The organism is Leptospira brenneri, from assembly GCF_002812125.1.
GTDB classification, from domain to species: Bacteria; Spirochaetota; Leptospiria; order Leptospirales; family Leptospiraceae; genus Leptospira_A; species Leptospira_A brenneri.
This window is the reverse complement of record NZ_NPDQ01000006.1, coordinates 282,840-299,939: the sequence shown is the minus strand read 5'-3', so window position 1 is coordinate 299,939 and position 17,100 is coordinate 282,840. Positions and strand designations below refer to the sequence as shown.

The 17,100-nt window shown below is 36.7% G+C and carries 14 protein-coding genes; 10 read left to right on the top strand and 4 right to left on the bottom strand.

Features of this window, described 5'->3' with window-relative positions; genetic code table 11:
• Positions 1-5: 5 nt before the first annotated feature.
• Positions 6-1,259 (bottom strand): OmpA family protein, encoded by a 1,254-nt coding sequence (locus CH361_RS14495; RefSeq protein ID WP_100791513.1) that lies wholly within the window; start codon positions 1,257-1,259, stop codon positions 6-8.
• 102 nt (positions 1,260-1,361) lie between these two features.
• Between CH361_RS14495 and CH361_RS14490 the strand changes: the two genes are divergently transcribed.
• Genes CH361_RS14490 through CH361_RS14470 form a run of 5 tightly spaced genes read left to right on the top strand, consistent with a single transcriptional unit; the run spans position 1,362 to position 7,770 of the window.
• Entirely contained in the window at positions 1,362-2,543 is a 1,182-nt protein-coding gene (locus CH361_RS14490) for an NAD(P)/FAD-dependent oxidoreductase (protein ID WP_100791512.1), read from the top strand.
• Positions 2,540-3,475, top strand: coding sequence for a sigma-70 family RNA polymerase sigma factor (locus tag CH361_RS14485; protein WP_100791511.1), 936 nt, complete (start codon positions 2,540-2,542; stop codon positions 3,473-3,475). The genes CH361_RS14490 and CH361_RS14485 overlap by 4 nt, the downstream gene beginning before the upstream one ends.
• Positions 3,476-3,523: 48 nt before the next feature.
• Positions 3,524-5,947: an ATP-binding protein gene (locus CH361_RS14480; protein WP_244279897.1), complete on the top strand. Its 2,424-nt coding sequence runs from the start codon at positions 3,524-3,526 to the stop codon at positions 5,945-5,947.
• A gap of 10 nt (positions 5,948-5,957) precedes the next feature.
• Entirely contained in the window at positions 5,958-6,989 is a 1,032-nt protein-coding gene (locus CH361_RS14475; protein ID WP_100791510.1) for an MBL fold metallo-hydrolase, read from the top strand.
• 46 nt (positions 6,990-7,035) lie between these two features.
• Complete coding sequence (locus CH361_RS14470) at positions 7,036-7,770, top strand: SDR family NAD(P)-dependent oxidoreductase (protein WP_100791545.1); 735 nt, start codon at positions 7,036-7,038, stop codon at positions 7,768-7,770.
• A 10-nt stretch (positions 7,771-7,780) separates the two neighbouring features.
• Here CH361_RS14470 and CH361_RS14465 read toward each other — a convergent pair whose 3' ends face one another.
• Complete coding sequence (locus tag CH361_RS14465; protein ID WP_244279896.1) at positions 7,781-8,833, bottom strand: BPSS1187 family protein; 1,053 nt, start codon at positions 8,831-8,833, stop codon at positions 7,781-7,783.
• A gap of 282 nt (positions 8,834-9,115) precedes the next feature.
• Here CH361_RS14465 and CH361_RS14460 point away from each other — a divergent pair, with 282 nt between their 5' ends.
• Complete coding sequence (locus CH361_RS14460; protein WP_100791508.1) at positions 9,116-10,879, top strand: GAF domain-containing SpoIIE family protein phosphatase; 1,764 nt, start codon at positions 9,116-9,118, stop codon at positions 10,877-10,879.
• A 69-nt stretch (positions 10,880-10,948) separates the two neighbouring features.
• On the opposite strand, the gene CH361_RS14455 is transcribed toward CH361_RS14460, so the two are convergent.
• Together CH361_RS14455 and CH361_RS14450 are read right to left on the bottom strand one after the other, a co-directional pair.
• On the bottom strand, positions 10,949-12,664 hold the full coding sequence (locus CH361_RS14455) for a methyl-accepting chemotaxis protein (RefSeq protein WP_208861445.1): 1,716 nt from the start codon (positions 12,662-12,664) through the stop codon (positions 10,949-10,951).
• 546 nt (positions 12,665-13,210) lie between these two features.
• Positions 13,211-13,432, bottom strand: coding sequence for a hypothetical protein (locus CH361_RS14450; RefSeq protein ID WP_100791506.1), 222 nt, complete (start codon positions 13,430-13,432; stop codon positions 13,211-13,213).
• A 421-nt stretch (positions 13,433-13,853) separates the two neighbouring features.
• Between CH361_RS14450 and CH361_RS14445 the strand changes: the two genes are divergently transcribed.
• The 4 genes from CH361_RS14445 (at position 13,854) to CH361_RS14430 (ending at position 17,073) form a co-directional block, all read left to right on the top strand.
• On the top strand, positions 13,854-14,564 hold the full coding sequence (locus tag CH361_RS14445) for a hypothetical protein (RefSeq protein WP_125232071.1): 711 nt from the start codon (positions 13,854-13,856) through the stop codon (positions 14,562-14,564).
• A gap of 78 nt (positions 14,565-14,642) precedes the next feature.
• A complete protein-coding gene (locus CH361_RS14440; protein WP_100791504.1) occupies positions 14,643-15,434 on the top strand; it encodes a hypothetical protein in 792 nt (263 codons plus the stop codon).
• 349 nt (positions 15,435-15,783) lie between these two features.
• Positions 15,784-16,533, top strand: a complete 750-nt coding sequence (locus CH361_RS14435; protein ID WP_100791544.1) for a hypothetical protein — start codon at positions 15,784-15,786, stop codon at positions 16,531-16,533.
• A gap of 24 nt (positions 16,534-16,557) precedes the next feature.
• Entirely contained in the window at positions 16,558-17,073 is a 516-nt protein-coding gene (locus tag CH361_RS14430; protein ID WP_244279895.1) for a hypothetical protein, read from the top strand.
• Positions 17,074-17,100: the final 27 nt, after the last annotated feature.

Genomic DNA, 17,100 nt, shown 5'->3' with positions numbered 1-17,100 from the left:
AAAAATTATTTATTCTTTTTTCTAAGTTCAATCACCACCTTCTCTCTTGAATCAACAGTATACATAGCCGATCCTTGGGTGGAATCAATAATCCTTTTCGAGTTGACACCTTTTTCGCGAAGGATTCGGGATATGGCTTGTGAACGTTCAAATCCCAAATCATAGTTTTCATAATTCCCAGGAACATCTTCCCTGAAGGGAGTTGTATAAGTAATCACTTGGACATCAAAATCTTTGTATTCATTTTCCAAACTGCGAGCAATTGCATCCAATCTGGCTCTACCTTCTAAATGAATTCTACTTGTTGGCAAATCAAAGATTTCACTCGCAAGGAAAACAAAACGATCTAATTTAATATCTGATTCAGGTTCCTTAGGTTGCGAAGGGAGTTCTTGAGCGATTGTATCAGCCACTGTTGTCAGTTTTTTTTCGGGTTGAGGAAGATCCGGTCCGAAAAGAGAAAATGACATACCCATTCCAAACTTAAAAAAAGTTTCTTCGAAGTTTCCTTTATTCCGATGTCCTGAATTTGGCACTTTATAATGAACCATATATACATTGGAATGTTCTAACTCTGCATTAATAAAAAACCGTTCACTCAAATATTGACGAAAGCCAATGGCACCAAATACCCGATTGGTAGCACCACCAAACAATGCTTCGTACCCAGACCCACCGCCAATCCGAATGTATGGATCAAATGGATCATTTGGTTTAAAGTGAAAAAACAAACTCAAATCACCTGATGTTGCATTAAAGACATCTCGTTTCTTTTGTAAGACTGTATCATAAATGTCACCATGGTTCAAACGATTTAACATGGTTCCATAATCCGTGGCCAGTAGGGAAAATAAAATAATCTGTCTCTCGTCAATCACTCTAAAACTAGAAGAAGTAATGGTTTGGTTCGAAACGGAAAGTCCAATCCCAAAATAACGAAAAACCCCGTATTCAAATCCCAATTCTCCCGTTCTACTGGTAAGCTCAGTCCGTTGGTCAACGAGCCTTTGTAAAACGAGATAATTTGCAAAAGTAGAAGCTGCTGTTGTGTAAGGAGAATTCACCATTAAAAAGTTAGGAGAGTTTGTTTGTTCTACTTTCTTCTCCATGGTTCCTGAATTATCACCCAAACCTAAGGCACCGTTTCCGAAAAAAATTATTTTTCCCCGATCAAAACCTTGAGAAAAAATAGAGAAAAATGGTGTAAAAACTAAAATACCAGTAAAAAAGAAAAACAATTTCCAACTCATTTTCTGCATGAGCGATTCTAGAAAGTATCAAGCGTTAAATCAAGCCTAAATTTTTTGTAAAACCTTGTCACAAACAGAAAGGCCTATCTCGTCTTTACTGCGAGGTAGAATATGAAACCAAAAATACTCATTTTAGGTGGAGGGTATGCAGGAATTATTGCTGCAAACCGTTTAGACAAACAAATCAAAGATTCTGAAATTACTTTAATCTCTGAATCCTCCAGTTTTCAAGAAAGGATTCGTTTCCATGAAATGGCATCTTCTGGACAAACAAAAGAACGAAACATCAGAGAATTTCTACGAACAAATGTTAGTTTCCTGCAAACAAAAGTAACAGAAATTTTTCCCAAAGAAAAACTAGTAAAAGTTGGGACAACCGATCAAAAAATTAGTTATGACTATTTAATCATTACCCTTGGGAGTTCTCAAATTCGTTCGCTGAATCCAAATGAAAACTCCATCCAATCGAGAGGAGCGGTATTTGAATTTCTAAAAAAGAAAGACAATTCAAAAATTCAAAACCTTGGTATTATTGGAACTGGGCTGACTGGAATCGAGATGGCGACCGAATGGAAACATTTTCATCCAAATTCCAAAGTAACAATCATAGACAGAAATCCATTTGCTTCTTCATTTTCTAAAAAAGGAAAAGATTATATGAGGTCTGTTTTTTTAGAAAATAAGATTCAAATTTTAGATCAAATGAATATAGAGTCAATCGAAGGAAACGAAATTCGATTTGGAAATAAAACAAAACTTTCCTTTGATAGTATTTTGAACTGCACTGGATTTCAAAGCCCTTCTTTACTTAAAGAATCAGGGTTTAGAACCAATTCACAAAATCAAATTTATGTAGATCCATTTTTACGTTCTCTCGATTTTCCTGAAGTTTTTGTTGCAGGTGATTCTGCTTATTTGGAAAATTCGATTTTACGTATGGGTTGTGTGACCGCGTTGCCGATGGGAGCTTATGTTGCAGATCATTTAGCGAATTTAACTCGTGGAAAAAAACTTTCTCCTTTTTCATTTCAATTTTTTGGAAGATGTATCTCCTTGGGAAGAAACGTTGGGATGATCCAACTCACAGAAGGAAATGACAAAGCAAAAGAATGGATCATCAAAGGCAAATGGGGTGCGTGGATGAAGGAACTCGTCTGTAAATTCACGATTGTTTCACTGATACTGGAGAAAAAACTTCCATTCAGGTTTTATTTTTGGCCGAAAGGAAACCCAATCCTTACGGAAAAGAAAGTAGTTTCTGAGTCCTTACCTGTGGGAGGTTTGGTCACATGAATGACCTAGATCTTTTTTTAGAATGGAAACATTATCTGTTTTCAATTGCATACCGCATTACTGGAAGTTATGTGGATGCAGAGGATATTGTTCAGGAGAGTTATCTTAGATGGCTCTCCGCCGAAAAATCTAAAATTCAAAACCATAAATCATATTTGGGAAGTATCGCAGCAAGACTCGCATTTGATCTTTTAAAAAAAGCATCTAGAAAAAAAGAAACTTATATCGGGCCTTACTTACCAGAGCCAATACCAGAAACAGCAGATGGTTTTGATGATGAAAAAATTAATTTTGCATTTCTTGTGATTCTAGAAACTTTGAATCCAACAGAAAGGGCCGTCTTTATATTAAGGGAACTTTTCGATTTTGATTATGAATTCATTTCTAATATCGTTGGTAAAAATTCAGAAAATTGCCGTCAGATACTCAGGCGTGCTCGGTCCGCCATTCAATCACGAAAGAAAAAATTTGAACCAGATCCAAAACTCCATTCAAAATTATTACTCGAATTTAGTTTTGCCTGTTACAACCAAGACACAAAAACTCTCACAAAATTATTAAAAGAAGACGTGATCGCTTATTCGGATGGAGGGGGGAAAGTCCACGCCGCAAGAATTCCCATTCCAGGAATCAGGCGAGTTTTGTCCTTACTCACAAGAACAACAGCAAAAGCAAGCAAATCCACAGAAATCTATTTTGGTTATGCCAACGGGTCACCTGCACTCATTGGGTATTCCAATGATGAACCCAGTGTAGTTCAAATCTTTACTACTAAAGAAAATCGAATTGATACTGTTTTCAATTTAGTAAATCCTGATAAACTAAAAGCATTTAAGAACAAAGAAACACTTTTGAAACTAGGATATCTACGAAAACCCAGTTTTTGGGATTGGGCCCTTGTCTTTGTAAGGCGGTGGTTCTTACTCTCGTAAATAATGATATAGATTTCATATTTTTCTTTCGTCTTATAAAGGAAGGCGATGAAGATACATAACCCAATCTTCCTTTCTGTATTCCTGATTTTTTGCCTTTTAGGCTGCGAATCTGGTAGGATAGAAAATGTACCTCTGGCGGGAAAGGGTGTCCTCGACCTTCGCAATTGGAATTTCGAATCCATGGGGAATGTCCCACTCAATGGAGAATGGAGGATTGATTGGAAAAACTGGAATGCCACGGAAACTTCCAATGACAGCGAGTTCACAATCGTCCCCGGACACTGGACCAATTCTTCTTCTGAAAAATACCCCGCTGGTTTTGCAAAACTAAGTCTGACAATTTTAGTTCCAGAAAATACAGGAAACTTATACCTCCAAAACGGAGTCACTCGCAATGCTTTTGAAATAGCTGTGGGAGAAGATACCATTTACAAATCGGGAATCATTGGAGAAGATTTTTCCTCAGAGTCTCCTCACCTGAACATTCAAACTGTTGCATTACCAGAAATCAAAAACCAAGAAATCAAATTATCTTTAAAAATATCATGTTTTCATTATCATATCTGCGGAGTGGCAACTCCTTATTCACTTGGGACTCATGCCGGCATTAGTAAATCCTATTTAGAAACAATTAGTAGAGATATTTTTGTATTAACATCCCTTCTCACTCTGGCGTTTTTTCATTTTGTTTTATATTTTTTTTGGAGAGATGAAAAAATACATGTCCTATTTGCGACTGTATGTTTTTTAGCGGCCGCTCGTTTATTAAGCATCGGTGAAACAAGATTCATATACAACTACCTTCCACTCGGTGCTTATGAAATCATGGTACGGGTCAACGGGATTAGTTTTGTCTTATTGTACCTTACTTTTACTTTGTATGTAAGAGAAATTTACAATTCAGGAAAATATAAACTCATCTACCGCGTAAACTTTTTTGTGGCCTCTTTATTATTTCTAGCATTACCACTAGACTTACTTACATTTTCGAAATTTCTCGCATTCCACTTGGTATTGTCGCTATTTGCTCTATTTGGATTACTCTATCCTATCATTGATGGTGTGATTCTAAAAAAAGCAGGAAGCCGTTTGTTTTTATTTTCGGTGATTGCAACCATGTCTTTATTTTCTTTAGACATACTCACTGAATTTGCAAAAAAAGGAACCGCCTATCTTGCGCAATACGGCTTTCTAGTTTTTGGTCTTTCGCAGGCTCTTTTCATTGCAGATAGGATGATAGAAAACTTAAAAAACAAAGAAAGACTCAAACAAGAAAAAGAAAATGCGGAAGCAAAAGTAGACTTTAAAACGACCTTTCTTTCAACGATGAGCCATGAAATCAGAACCCCAATGAATGGAGTTTTAGGTATGACTCAGTTATTACAACAAACCAATTTATCAGAGGAACAAAAAGAGTATATAAACCTAATTCAATTTAGCGGAGATAATCTTCTACTGCTCATCAACGATATTTTAGATTTATCCAAACTAGAATCTGGCCAATTTGAATTACACTTAGAACCAGTTCCGCTACAGAAGTTTATGACAGATTGTATCAATCTTTTTAAGTCGCAATCGGATCCGCAAAACTTAAAAATAGAATTAGAATTTTCAAATCCACCTCCGGCATTTCTCATCACAGACCAAAGAAGGTTTGCACAGATTCTAACTAATTTACTGAGTAACGCAGTTAAGTTTACTGAAAAAGGTGCTATCACTGTTCTTGTCGAAACCATTCCCTTAAAAGAGGATTCGATTCGATTGAAAATTTCTGTAAAAGATACAGGGATAGGAATTCCAGAAGACAGGATTGGAAATTTATTCCAACCGTTCACACAAGTACATTCCCATCTAACGGAAAAAACAATTGGGACTGGCCTTGGCCTCGCGATTACAAAAAAATTAATTGAAGAGATGGGTGGGTCGATTTCCGTTCAAAGTGTTTACGGAAGAGGATCTAATTTTACTTTTCAATTTAATTCGCAAGTAAAGTCAGAATCTTTTGTGACGGATAAAACATCCGATGTCCAAGAGCTAGTTCCAAAAGTGACAAAGGACAGTCCTCTTGCGGAAAAATACCCTCTCCGAATTTTGGTAGCGGATGATGATCCGATTAGCCAAAAAGTTTCCAACCTATTCTTAAAAAAACTTGGGTATGCCAACCTACAAGCGGAGAACGGTGAAAAAACATTGGATATGGTGCGTTCCGAAGAACCCGATTTACTATTTGTGGATGTTCAGATGCCTGATATGGATGGAATTACTGTTACAAAATGTATCCGCCAATCGCAAACCATTACAAAACAACCGATCATTATTGCCCTAACCGCCAATGTCCTTGAGGAAGAAAAACAACGATGCCTTTCTGCCGGTATGGATGATTTTATGACAAAACCTCTCCTTTTACGAGACCTGGATTTCATGATCCGAAAATGGGCGAAAAAGGATTTGTCACCGTCAAACAAATAAGGACATTATTTTGGCAACAACTCTCGGCAAACTTCCCCACGGAGAGATTCTCAAACGAATCTCTGAATCTGAACATTTTCAATCTGGTAGTTTTAAAAATTTAGAACCTACGGAGATGTTAGCTCCCGATAGTTCTTATTTTAAAATGGTTATGAAATATTGGCAAAAACCAAATTCGATAAGGCCATCCTCACCGATTCCATCCACAAAAATAGATCTGAAATCGCTTGATACAAACGAACCCCAATACATTTGGTTTGGACATTCCTCTTACTTATTACTTGCCGAAGGAAAAAAGATTCTAGTTGATCCCGTTTTTTCTGGTTATGCGTCACCAGTTCCTTTTGCAGTTCAATCCTTTGAAGGAACGGATATCTATTTGCCAGAAGATATGCCAGATTTGGACATATTACTCATCACACATGATCATTATGACCACCTTGATTATGAAACGATGTTAAAACTACATCCCAAAACTAAAACCATTATAGTTCCGTTAGGTGTCTCAGCCCACCTTCTATCTTGGGGAGTCCCATTAACAAAAATTGTTGAATTGGATTGGTTCGAATCGAAAGATATTTTTTCAAACCTCAATGTAACAGCGACACCAACCAGACATTTTTCTGGAAGAGGAGTTCAAAGAAATAAAAGTTTGTGGTGTTCTTATGTTTTGAAAATTGGAGAGTATAAGGTATTTGTAGGTGGTGATTCTGGTTATGGATCTGTATTCGAATCCATTGGGAAAAAATATGGCCCCTTTGATTTAGCTTTTTTGGAGTGTGGGCAATACGGCGACGACTGGCCTTTCATTCACATGCGTCCGGAAGAAACTGCATTGGCAGCAAAAACAATTGGAGCCAAATCTTTTGTACCGGTTCATTGGGGAAAATTTATCCTTTCCTTACACCCATGGAACGATCCCATCAAACGAGTGCTTGTTGCCTCAGAAGAATTAAAACTTAATTTACAAATTCCTAAAATTGGGACGAGTTTTTCCTTCACCGGGTCAGGTAGTGTGGATGGATGGTGGAATTTTCAGTGACAAAGGACCGAGTGTTTCTCTACAGTTAGAATCCAGGTTTTTATTAATGAAAAATGCATTAGTCATTGGAGCAACTTCCGATATCGGAATCCATATCTCAGAAATCCTTGCCAACCAAGGATTTTCTCTTTCTTTAAGCGGTAGGGACAAAAAGAAACTGAAAGAAATTAAATCCAAATTCAAAACCAAATATCCAGTATCTTTAGAGACTTATGAATTGGATGTCACTGATTTTGCCTCACACACAAAATTCTATGACCAGATAAATCCAAAACCTGATATTGTATTTTTACTTGCTGGTTATTATGAGGACCAAACCAAAGCAAGAGAAAACCAAGCCGAACTCCTTAGGACCATCAATACGAATTACTCAGGGATTGTGTCTTTAATCAATGTCATCTCTTTGGATATGGAAAAAAGAAAAGATGGGAGTATTGTCGCAGTTAGTTCCGTGGCGGGGGACCGCGGCAGACAAATGAATTATATTTATGGAAGTGCTAAAGCAGGTCTTACCACTTATCTCTCTGGACTTAGGTCTCTACTCTTTCCAAAGGGTGTCCATATTTCTACCATCCAACTAGGTCCTGTTTATACAAAGATGTCCTTTGGACACAACCTGATCCCTTGGCTCACCTTACAACCGCAAGATGCGGCGAAACTCATCGTAAAAGCTGGTCTAACGAAAAAGGATATAGTTTACATTCGCTGGCCATGGCGACTCATTATGTTTGTGATTCGGAACATTCCCGAATGGATTTTTAAACGCCTTCCTCCATTCTAAAAACAAATCATCAAGGAAAACTAACATAATTCCAAATGCTTTGGAAACCATTGATCATCGGGCAACTATGTAAAGCTGCCGTTCCCATTCCGTTACAAGCAGATGTCACCAAACGATGGCTATTTGCAAAAGGAGCCCCGACATTAGTATTTGTTAAAGTGCCAGTCATACCGAACTGATTCAACCAAACATCCGTCACCTGATTTTGGTTTCCACTAAAATTAGCAACGGAATCATTTTCATGAATAAGCCCGTAATAAGACCCAGCAGGTGCTGACTGTGCAGCTCCTAACCAAGAGGGAAGAGAAGAATATTGCAAACTATAATCAGAAACTCCACTGTATATAGATACTCTTGCCACAGCCCTTCGTTTTCCATGATAAGCTGCATGTCCACTCCCTTGAGAATGCCCTCCCACATACACAAGGGGCCAATTGACATTATTTCCTGTTAAAAATTGGTCCCAACCCTCACCAGGTCTTGTCGTTGTTAAATGCTGCAAAAGAGACAGTATCCTTCCTTCCACTGAGTTGATTACATCAACCGAGATATAAGGAGAAACATCGGCACCTGTCACCACTTCATTTCGAAAGTTTTCAAAACAACTCAGGTCTAACCTCGCATCTCCTTGGTTACAAATACTATTCACCGCATCATTATTGGGATAACTTAGACCAATGACATGGTATCCGCGAGTGGCTCCTTGTTGTAAAATCGCACCAATTTCACAGGGACTGGATCCAGTTCCCGGATAAAAAATAGATAAAATATTTTTCCGGCTAACACCCGATTGCGGAGGATACACATGATGAGGATTATTATAGGATGAAATGGAAGTGGAAGTTTGTGAAGGTTGGATCTGGAGTCGAGTTAAGGCTCCCACAGCCCCACTCGAGGGAAAACTATTTTGACCGGCACAAGATCGCGCATACAACCCAAGCCCAAGGAGAGTAAGAAGATCTTCCGTTTCCTCTGACTCTTTCTTTTTGCAAGAAGGAAGAAGGATAAAAGATACAAGAATGATAAAAACACCGAGAAAACGAGGAAATCGAAATGAGTCCAAAATGAAAACTTCCTTACAGAAATGAAATCTTGATTATTTTGGAAAGTTTAAAGAGGAATGCAACCAATTCTGGATTCGTATTTCTCATTCTTTGGTATCATTCTAATCTAAAAAAGTAGTTGTCTAAAGAAGGAAATCGAAACCGCCATAATCTTTACAAAATGCTCAAAAAATAAGAATCGTGCAGGTATTTTTTCTCTGTTTTTCCATTTCTGATAAAACTAAACCGAAATTCTAAATCGACGAATCGGAATCTGAGATAAATATTGGTTTCGTGCCCCTATGTCTTTAGATCCTCAAACTAGCCTTAGTAAGTTTCGTAGCCTACTCCATATTTCTTCGATACTGAATGCAAACCTAGATTTGCACCAACTCCTTCCCCTCATCATGCTGTATTCCAAAGATTTGTTAGAAGCCGAAGCAAGTTCCCTATTCCTTTTGGAAGATGAGGAATTTCTTTATTGCGAAGTGGCATTGGGAGAAAAAGGGGAAATCATCCAAGAATACGCCAGACTAGAGTTAGGTGAAGGAATTGTAGGGATGGTTGCTCAAGAGAAAAAACCCATTGCCTTGGAAGATGCTTACAAAGACCCAAGATTCAATGACAGTATGGACAAACGTACTGGATTCAAAACAAAGTCACTGATATGTGTTCCACTTTTCGTAGAAGACAAATTAATCGGAACATTAGAGGTCATCAATAAAACAAATCATCGAATTTTTGACAATGCAGACCTAGAATATTTAATTTCCTTGTCCGAAGTCGCTGCCACAGCCATTCAAAATGCAAACACTAAAGATAGTTTAGATAAAAGAATTCTTGAGTTGTCACTATTATATGAATTTGAAAAACTCTCTGTTTCCGAAAAAAGTTTAAATGAATTAGGAAAATGGATTCTCAATCGAGTTTTAGAATATTTAGGTGCTTCTTCCGGAACCATTTACCTTGCCAATGCCGAAAAACAAGAATTAAGTATACTCTCAGCAAAAGGGATTCCGGAGGATGCTTATGATCAAATCAAAGTTCCCTATGGTACAGGTGTATCTGGTTGGGTCGCAGAAAAAAGAGAAAGTCTACTCATCCACAATTTGGATTTGGATCCGCGTTATAACAAACTTTCTCCTTATAAATTTGAGTCAAAGTCCCTTATTTCTGCGCCACTCGTCTTTCAAAACGAACTACTCGGTGTCATCAGTATCAATAACAAACTTTCTGGATATGCCTTCCAACATTCTGATTTGGATTTGTTAACAAACATTGCTGCAAGACTCAGTAGTACAATCAAAAATGCACAACTCTTCCACCAAATCGTAGATACCGGCAAAGAGCTCAACCGTGCCAAAAATATCATGAAAAAAATTATGCCGTCCATCCTACCGAACACCGACAAACTTTCGTATGGTGTTGCGCATATCCCTCTAGAACAGGTTGGCGGTGATTTTTATGATGTGACCCAATTAGAGGATTCTAAGTTTTCTATTTTAATCGCAGACATTTCTGGCCATGGTCTTTCTGCCGCAGTTCTTGCGGCAATGGCTCATATGGTTTTAAAAAACTTTGAACAAGACATCAAACTTAGTCCTTCTTTATTTTTAACCACACTAAATCACATGTTATACGGAAAACTTGCCGGAAATTTTCTTACCGCATTCTATGGAATCATCGATTTAAAGAACAATACAATTCTCTGTGCCAATGCAGGCCACCATGCTCCGTTTTTACTAGACCAAAAAGATTCACCGATCTTTCAGTTGGATGTAAAAGGAAAGATCCTCGGACTCATTCCGGATTTATTCTACGAAGAAAAAACTTTTCCTTTTGCTCCAGGGAATCGACTAGTCATGTATACTGACGGAATCACCGAACATATGTCAAAAGATCATAATAAACGTTATGATGAAGAATTATTTCAAAAAGCAATTCAAAAGTCAAAAACCTTAAAAACGCAAGATTCAGCAGACACACTCATCAGAGAAGCAAGAAACTATGTAGGAACGAACGACTTTGCTGATGATGTGACAGTATTACTTGTTGATCGAATCTAAAAACACAAATCTATAGATAAGAACCTACTTCTACGTAACCTGGGAGCAGGCTCTTATCTCAAATCTTAGTTAGGCTGTGATTTCCAAAACTTCCGTTTTCCCTGTATGATAATGTTCTACCAAATCCATTATCTTTTTAGGTTCGGAAACTACTAGACTACTTTTTTCATGTAAAGTTTCCGATTTAAAAGCAATGACTTGCGCTTGTTCTGACAATCCAAGAAGGATATTGGAGATCTGTTTGGCAGCTAAATTTGCTTCTAAAACAGAATGATCGATTTGTTTTACCTGATCTTCCACCGATTCCAACTTCAACTTCACTCGTGTTGACTCCTGTAAATCGTGATACAAAGAAGCAGAAACCTTATTTAAAATGGATTTCATTTCATAAAACATATCTGATGAAGAAAAAATTTCTAAAGATGCATCCTTTACTTTGGTGGATGTATCGCGAATCACTGACATTGTTTCATCTACATAGGTTTTTATCTCTTCGGCAGAAACACCAATTTGTTCATTTAAATTCATCATTTCTTTTGCGACAATGGCAAATCCTGCACCTACATGACCGGCACGTGCAGCTTCAATGGATGCATTTAATGAAAGTAAGTTGGTTCGATCAGCAATTTCAGTGATAATAGATACTATATTCAAAATTTTATTCGAAACTTCTTTAATTGCCTCAATTCCTTCCAAGGAATCAGCAATTTTCTTCTTTCCTAAATCAGCTTTTTCTGTAGATCTAGCAGACAATTCGCCCAATCCCTTCAAAGCACTCTGTGTTCCATTTAAGTTTTGGTTCACTGCATTCATATAATCTTTCATGTCCGACATGATGACGGAATGACTTGCCGTAATTTGTTTGATATTTGTAAGTGCGGAAGTGAGTTCCTCCATACAAGCGGCCGCTTCTTCACTACCGGAAGCCATCGAATGTGTTGATGTAAAGAAATGGTTTGTGAGGTCTGTCAATTCTTTTGAAATTCGAATGGAAACATTCGTTGCCTTTTGGATTTGAGAGATGATCCCCCAAAGGTTAATACTCATACTTTTCATAGATAGTAACATGATTTTTACTTCGTCACGACTATCATTATTGAAATGATCCGGGTACTGGAACCTTCCAGATGAAACAGAGATCACCGACTCAGTAGCTTTTTGTAACCTTTTATTTTTACGAGAAAGAATAAAAACAAAAGAAGAAGAAATCACTGTCTGCAATAGGAACAAAGTCCCACAAAACAATGGTGATTCTGGTGACTGAAAGATAAATAGAGCAAGAAACGGTAACGAACTTAAAAAAACAAAAAGAGTATCGACGAACTTAACAGTTCGAAGATTTTTAATTACCTTCCCTTTTTTACCAAAAGTGAAAGAACGTTTCCCCATTTTTTGATACAAATGTTCGTAGTATTCTTTTTTTTCATCCACTAATTTTTTCCGAACGGAAACATAACCCACTACTTTGTGGTCTGCGTTTAAGATGGGTGTGATGGTGGCATCCACCCAATAGTAGTTTCCTGATTTAGCTCTATTTTTAACAGCACCCGTCCAAGGAAGTCCCGCTTTAATGAAGTCCCAAAGCTCTTCAAATACCACTTTAGGCATATCGGGATGTCTCACAATGTTATGGGGCTTCCCAATCATTTCCTCTGCACTGTATTCAGAAATACGTGCGAAGTCTGGAGACACATAAGTAATCAAACCTTTGGAATCGGTGCGAGAGATGATCACATCCGATTCGGTAAGAACATTTTCCACTGAATTCACTTTTACATTTTTCAATTTTTTATCCCCAATCTTAATGATGGATGTTATTTAGAAAGAACACCAGAGTTTTCTTTGAAACCGATAGTGTTTGCTTCTCAACTAACATATTATAAACTCATATAGACGAATTTGTAGCAACAAGGTTGTCATTTTTTTATTCACAACCTATATTGATATTTGTCAATTTGGGATTAAGGAGAATCACGAAGGTATATCAAAAATGATCACCAAACTTTGTTTAAGATAATGAACCAGATACCAAAGATTTTAGTTTGAAATTAAGATGAATATCTCCCTGCTCAATGAATCGCTCTCTGGTAAGAATATTTCATAAACAAAAAAGGTCATTTTTTTAGACCAAGTCCATCAATGAATGTTGCTTTCTTTGAAATCAACTCACAAGTCATTCATCCATTTTTTCTTGGACTCTGCTCGCGTTTGATTTTGTTTATCGCTGACAAGGGCTAACAAATATATTCCTTGCCAATATTAGTATTATCGATAGAGATGATTTTTGTTTTTACAAATGCATCAGTGGGAAACCCACTAAATTTCACTAATTTAGTGGGAATACAATGCTCCGGCACAAATTCCGCAAATATCAGAATCTGCATTCGCCGATTTGGCAACAGCAACTCGGATTTTTTTCAAATCTAACCTTTGTGATGATTTTTCCATTGTATATTTGGAGGAATCAAATCCACAAGGGAAGGATTTGATTCCTCCCTTTTCTACTTGGATGTGCGCAAGCTCTACGGCTTCAAAACGAATGAGTGTGTACAAATTTAGCCTCTTAGACTTTAAGAAATAAAATTTTCATCCTCTGGTCAACAGGATTAAATTAGAAACAATAACCCATCTTTTAGAATCATTCCAGATATTTTCCACTCAAAAAAAATAGATCACCTGAAAGAGAATAACCTTCAAGGTTTTAGAAAAAACCATATTTACAATTAGCGACAGAGCGTAGAAAAGAGATTGATTCTAAATATACAGACCACTTCACTTTCACCACCTAACAGACATTCAGAAAGTATCCCAAGAAACCAGATCAAAAAAAAAACATAACCAATAAAAACCTTGCGTTCTCCAAAAAAGAGAATACAATCATTTACTTTGCGTTATACTTGGACTGACCATTAAGAGTTAAACGAAATTTAGAAATAATATAATTATAAATTATACCCCGGAAGGAATATTGAAATTGGATACAAGCATATGGTCTTTAGTGATTGGTATATGCGCAATTTTAATTGCTGTTTTTGCCATCTTTACCCAACGACAAAAGAATTCTAAAAACATCAGAGAAAAAGATGACTTAATTTTACAATTAAGTAATTTAATCACAGGAGGAGATAGTTACGTCTTTATCGAACCAACAAAAATAATTCACTCAAATGAGGTTCAATTCATCATCAATTTTAAGGGTAAGTACCCCGTTTATGATGTTTCTATTTTCATCACAGAATACAATCTCCCTATATCAGAAGAAAAATCAGATTATTTTGAAATTTCAAAATACCAACTCGGCACATTCCCAACGATCAACCCCATTTCCTTTACTAAAACTTTGTGGAATGTAAAACTTCCCGTAGAAGGCGATGATTTCATTAATTTTGGAAAAAAATATTTTTTAAAAATTTATTTTCGTAATGGTTTCATTGAAGAAGAAATATTCATTAGAACGATCAACAATGAATTTTCCTCGGCGTTCAAAGTGATCTCTTTTGAACCGGATTATGAGAATGATCACAATTTATCCCCAGCCAAAAGAAGCAAACCCAAGGTAAGAAAAATAGACGAAAATTTTCCAATCTCAGAGTTTACTCACAGAAAAGGCGATTCTAGTTGGACTGCTAATTTCGAAAACAGCCTTGGATTAAAAATATCAGAAGAATCTTTTCATCATTTTTAACCCTTTATCACCAAGAATTTTCGTTTACTTTCAAATTCACTCCCCCCTCTTATACACACATAAAAATCCGGGGAATCCATGAAGCCTAAATTCTATATAAGCTGCATTTTATTATTAATTAGCTGTAACATCCATCCGAAAGAAGGTATTCAGGGTTTAAAATATTATAATGCCATCACCACGGCTTCCTCTCTCCGATGCAGAGAAGATACAAATACCAATTCCAAAATCATTCAGAAATTCCCATTTGGAACACTCATTTCTTTTCAAACGGAGAAACCACCTCAAGAATTAAAAAAAGAATCCTGGATTAAGGTTCAGAATCAAAACTGCTTTGTTTCTGCAGAATATTTAGTTTTCGACAAAACACAAGGAAGCGAATTTACAAAACTAGATCCAGAGGAATATAAATGTGTACCGACAGAAGACATCAAAGATTTGCCATATTATTTAATCGGAGACTTATACATTCACTTGATTTACGAACCTCTTGGTAACGAACATTCACAGACAAACCTTGTGATTGAAATTGGGAATTTAAACTTCAATGACAGAGAAATTCATTTTACAAACTTAAAATCAGGAAAGTTCAACCCTCTCGGCGAGTGGGTTGGAGAATCCCAAACAAAGAATGTTTCTGTTTTGCTTGAGACCACTGAAAATAATTCCATTTACTACAAAAATAAAAATAGCAAATACAATAAAACAGAAGCAATCCATAAGTGCAAAGAACTTGAGAACAAACCGGTCTCGCTGAATCACCTAAACGACGTTCCCTGGGAAACCTTTTATAACCCAAAGCCCATTTCGCTAGAGAAAATTGGAATCGAGATGGATCAATTCAGAAAGCAAAAAACAAAGGCAAAATGAGACTCCCGAAAGACTCCAAAATAAAAACCCCAAGCAACTGCCGAAAAAGGTAGATCGTATAATGAGAAATAGTTGGCACTACCCCCACAAACAAGAGTTTACTAAAAAAATTTAAATTACATACAAAAAACAGAATATAATTTTCTACTTTATTATTTTCTGGAGTCAAACCCTATAAGTTAATTTAAACGAAAAACTGTGATTTCAAAACGAATGGATGCAAGAAGCGAATTTCTTCATGTAAACAATAGTGACATCTATATATACAACTATCTAAAAGAATACTTTACAAATTGAATTTGAGAAATTCTTAACGATGAAGAGCAAAACCAATCAAACAAAGGACAAAATGAAGAAAAAATTTAAATATACATTCACTATCTTATTTCTATTTCTAATAATGCCAACTTTAGAAATCCAAGCAGAACCGGACGCCAGTCCAGATCCAAACCAGGAAAGAAAAAAGTTTCACATTTATCTAACACCAGCTTATCTAGCGAGATATACTGAATACCCATTCAGAACTAGACCTGAAAAAAAAACGGTCACAGCACTTTATGGACTTACGAATAATTTATATATGGGCCTTTCTTATAGCCGAGGAGAAAGTCCTGAAGAGAAAGGTATGCTTAGTTATACATCGCCAAGAAATTCGTCAGGGACTCAAGACTACAAAAAAACTAGGGAAGGTGAATATTTCATTTTTAAAACTCAATACTTTTTTGGAGGGAATGTGTACGGAAGTTTAAATTTTGGTTTGGAAAAAGGATATAGAATTGAAGAAAAAAACTTTTTATTATTCCAAGGAAATAACATGGAGTTAAGACCCTATGCCAAAAGTACGATTTATTCTGATCGCCACTTTGCTTCCGCGGGAATTGGTTATCGAAGGGAAATCTTTGAATATTTCATTCTGGGAACGGAATTTGAATACGGAATCATGAGTTCAGGAAAAACAAACCAACATTATACCTTTGATCCACAATACTATAACGGGTTACCAAACAGTTATATCAACGACCAATTAATCTTCAGAGATCGCAACAAACCAACAAGCGAATTTATGTTTATTTCTTTCTATGCTGGAATTGCGATTTAAACAAATCTTCTAAGGCAATATATTATGAAATTCCATTTACTTACAGCACTCATAACGATTTCACTAACATCCATTCACTGTTTTTATGGAATAGCCAGAATTGGCTCCACCGAATGGGTAGACGAATCCTTTGAAATTACGGAAGAACGAAAAAAATTCAAAAATGCAACGGACTTTCGGAACCCACCTGTTTATTCAAAAGCAGATATCATTGCCAAATGGGGCGAACCATCCAAATCGGGAACCGACAAGGTTTGCGATTATATCGCTTACCGCGATGGATTCGAGTGGACTTTCATTGGTGCCGCGATTTGGATTATCCCTATTCCAGTTCTGATCCTGCCTACGGGTTTTGATTACGTAAAAATCTATTTTAAAGATGAAAAAAGTGTCGGCCTAACAAAACCCCATTATGATACCACCCACGCCATTGGTTACGGTTGTGGTGACAATTCCTGTGGTTTCGCTCGTGGGCGAACCTCGGACTATCGATATCGAAAACAGAAACCTACAGTTTGTTTGGTAGAAAAAAAAGATTAGGAAAAGTAAAAGGAAGTAAGCTCAGTG

Bases quoted from the DNA above. Each gene is read 5' to 3' on its own strand.
- CH361_RS14485 (WP_100791511.1), top strand. From the start codon at position 2,540: ATGAATGACCTAGATCTTTTTTTAGAATGGAAACATTATCTGTTTTCA.
- CH361_RS14430 (WP_244279895.1), top strand. From the start codon at position 16,558: ATGAAATTCCATTTACTTACAGCACTCATAACGATTTCACTAACATCC.
- CH361_RS14440 (WP_100791504.1), top strand. From the start codon at position 14,643: ATGAAGCCTAAATTCTATATAAGCTGCATTTTATTATTAATTAGCTGT.
- CH361_RS14480 (WP_244279897.1), top strand. From the start codon at position 3,524: ATGAAGATACATAACCCAATCTTCCTTTCTGTATTCCTGATTTTTTGC.
- CH361_RS14435 (WP_100791544.1), top strand. From the start codon at position 15,784: ATGAAGAAAAAATTTAAATATACATTCACTATCTTATTTCTATTTCTA.
- CH361_RS14490 (WP_100791512.1), top strand. From the start codon at position 1,362: ATGAAACCAAAAATACTCATTTTAGGTGGAGGGTATGCAGGAATTATT.
- CH361_RS14495 (WP_100791513.1), bottom strand. From the start codon at position 1,259: ATGCAGAAAATGAGTTGGAAATTGTTTTTCTTTTTTACTGGTATTTTA.
- CH361_RS14470 (WP_100791545.1), top strand. From the start codon at position 7,036: ATGAAAAATGCATTAGTCATTGGAGCAACTTCCGATATCGGAATCCAT.
- CH361_RS14460 (WP_100791508.1), top strand. From the start codon at position 9,116: ATGTCTTTAGATCCTCAAACTAGCCTTAGTAAGTTTCGTAGCCTACTC.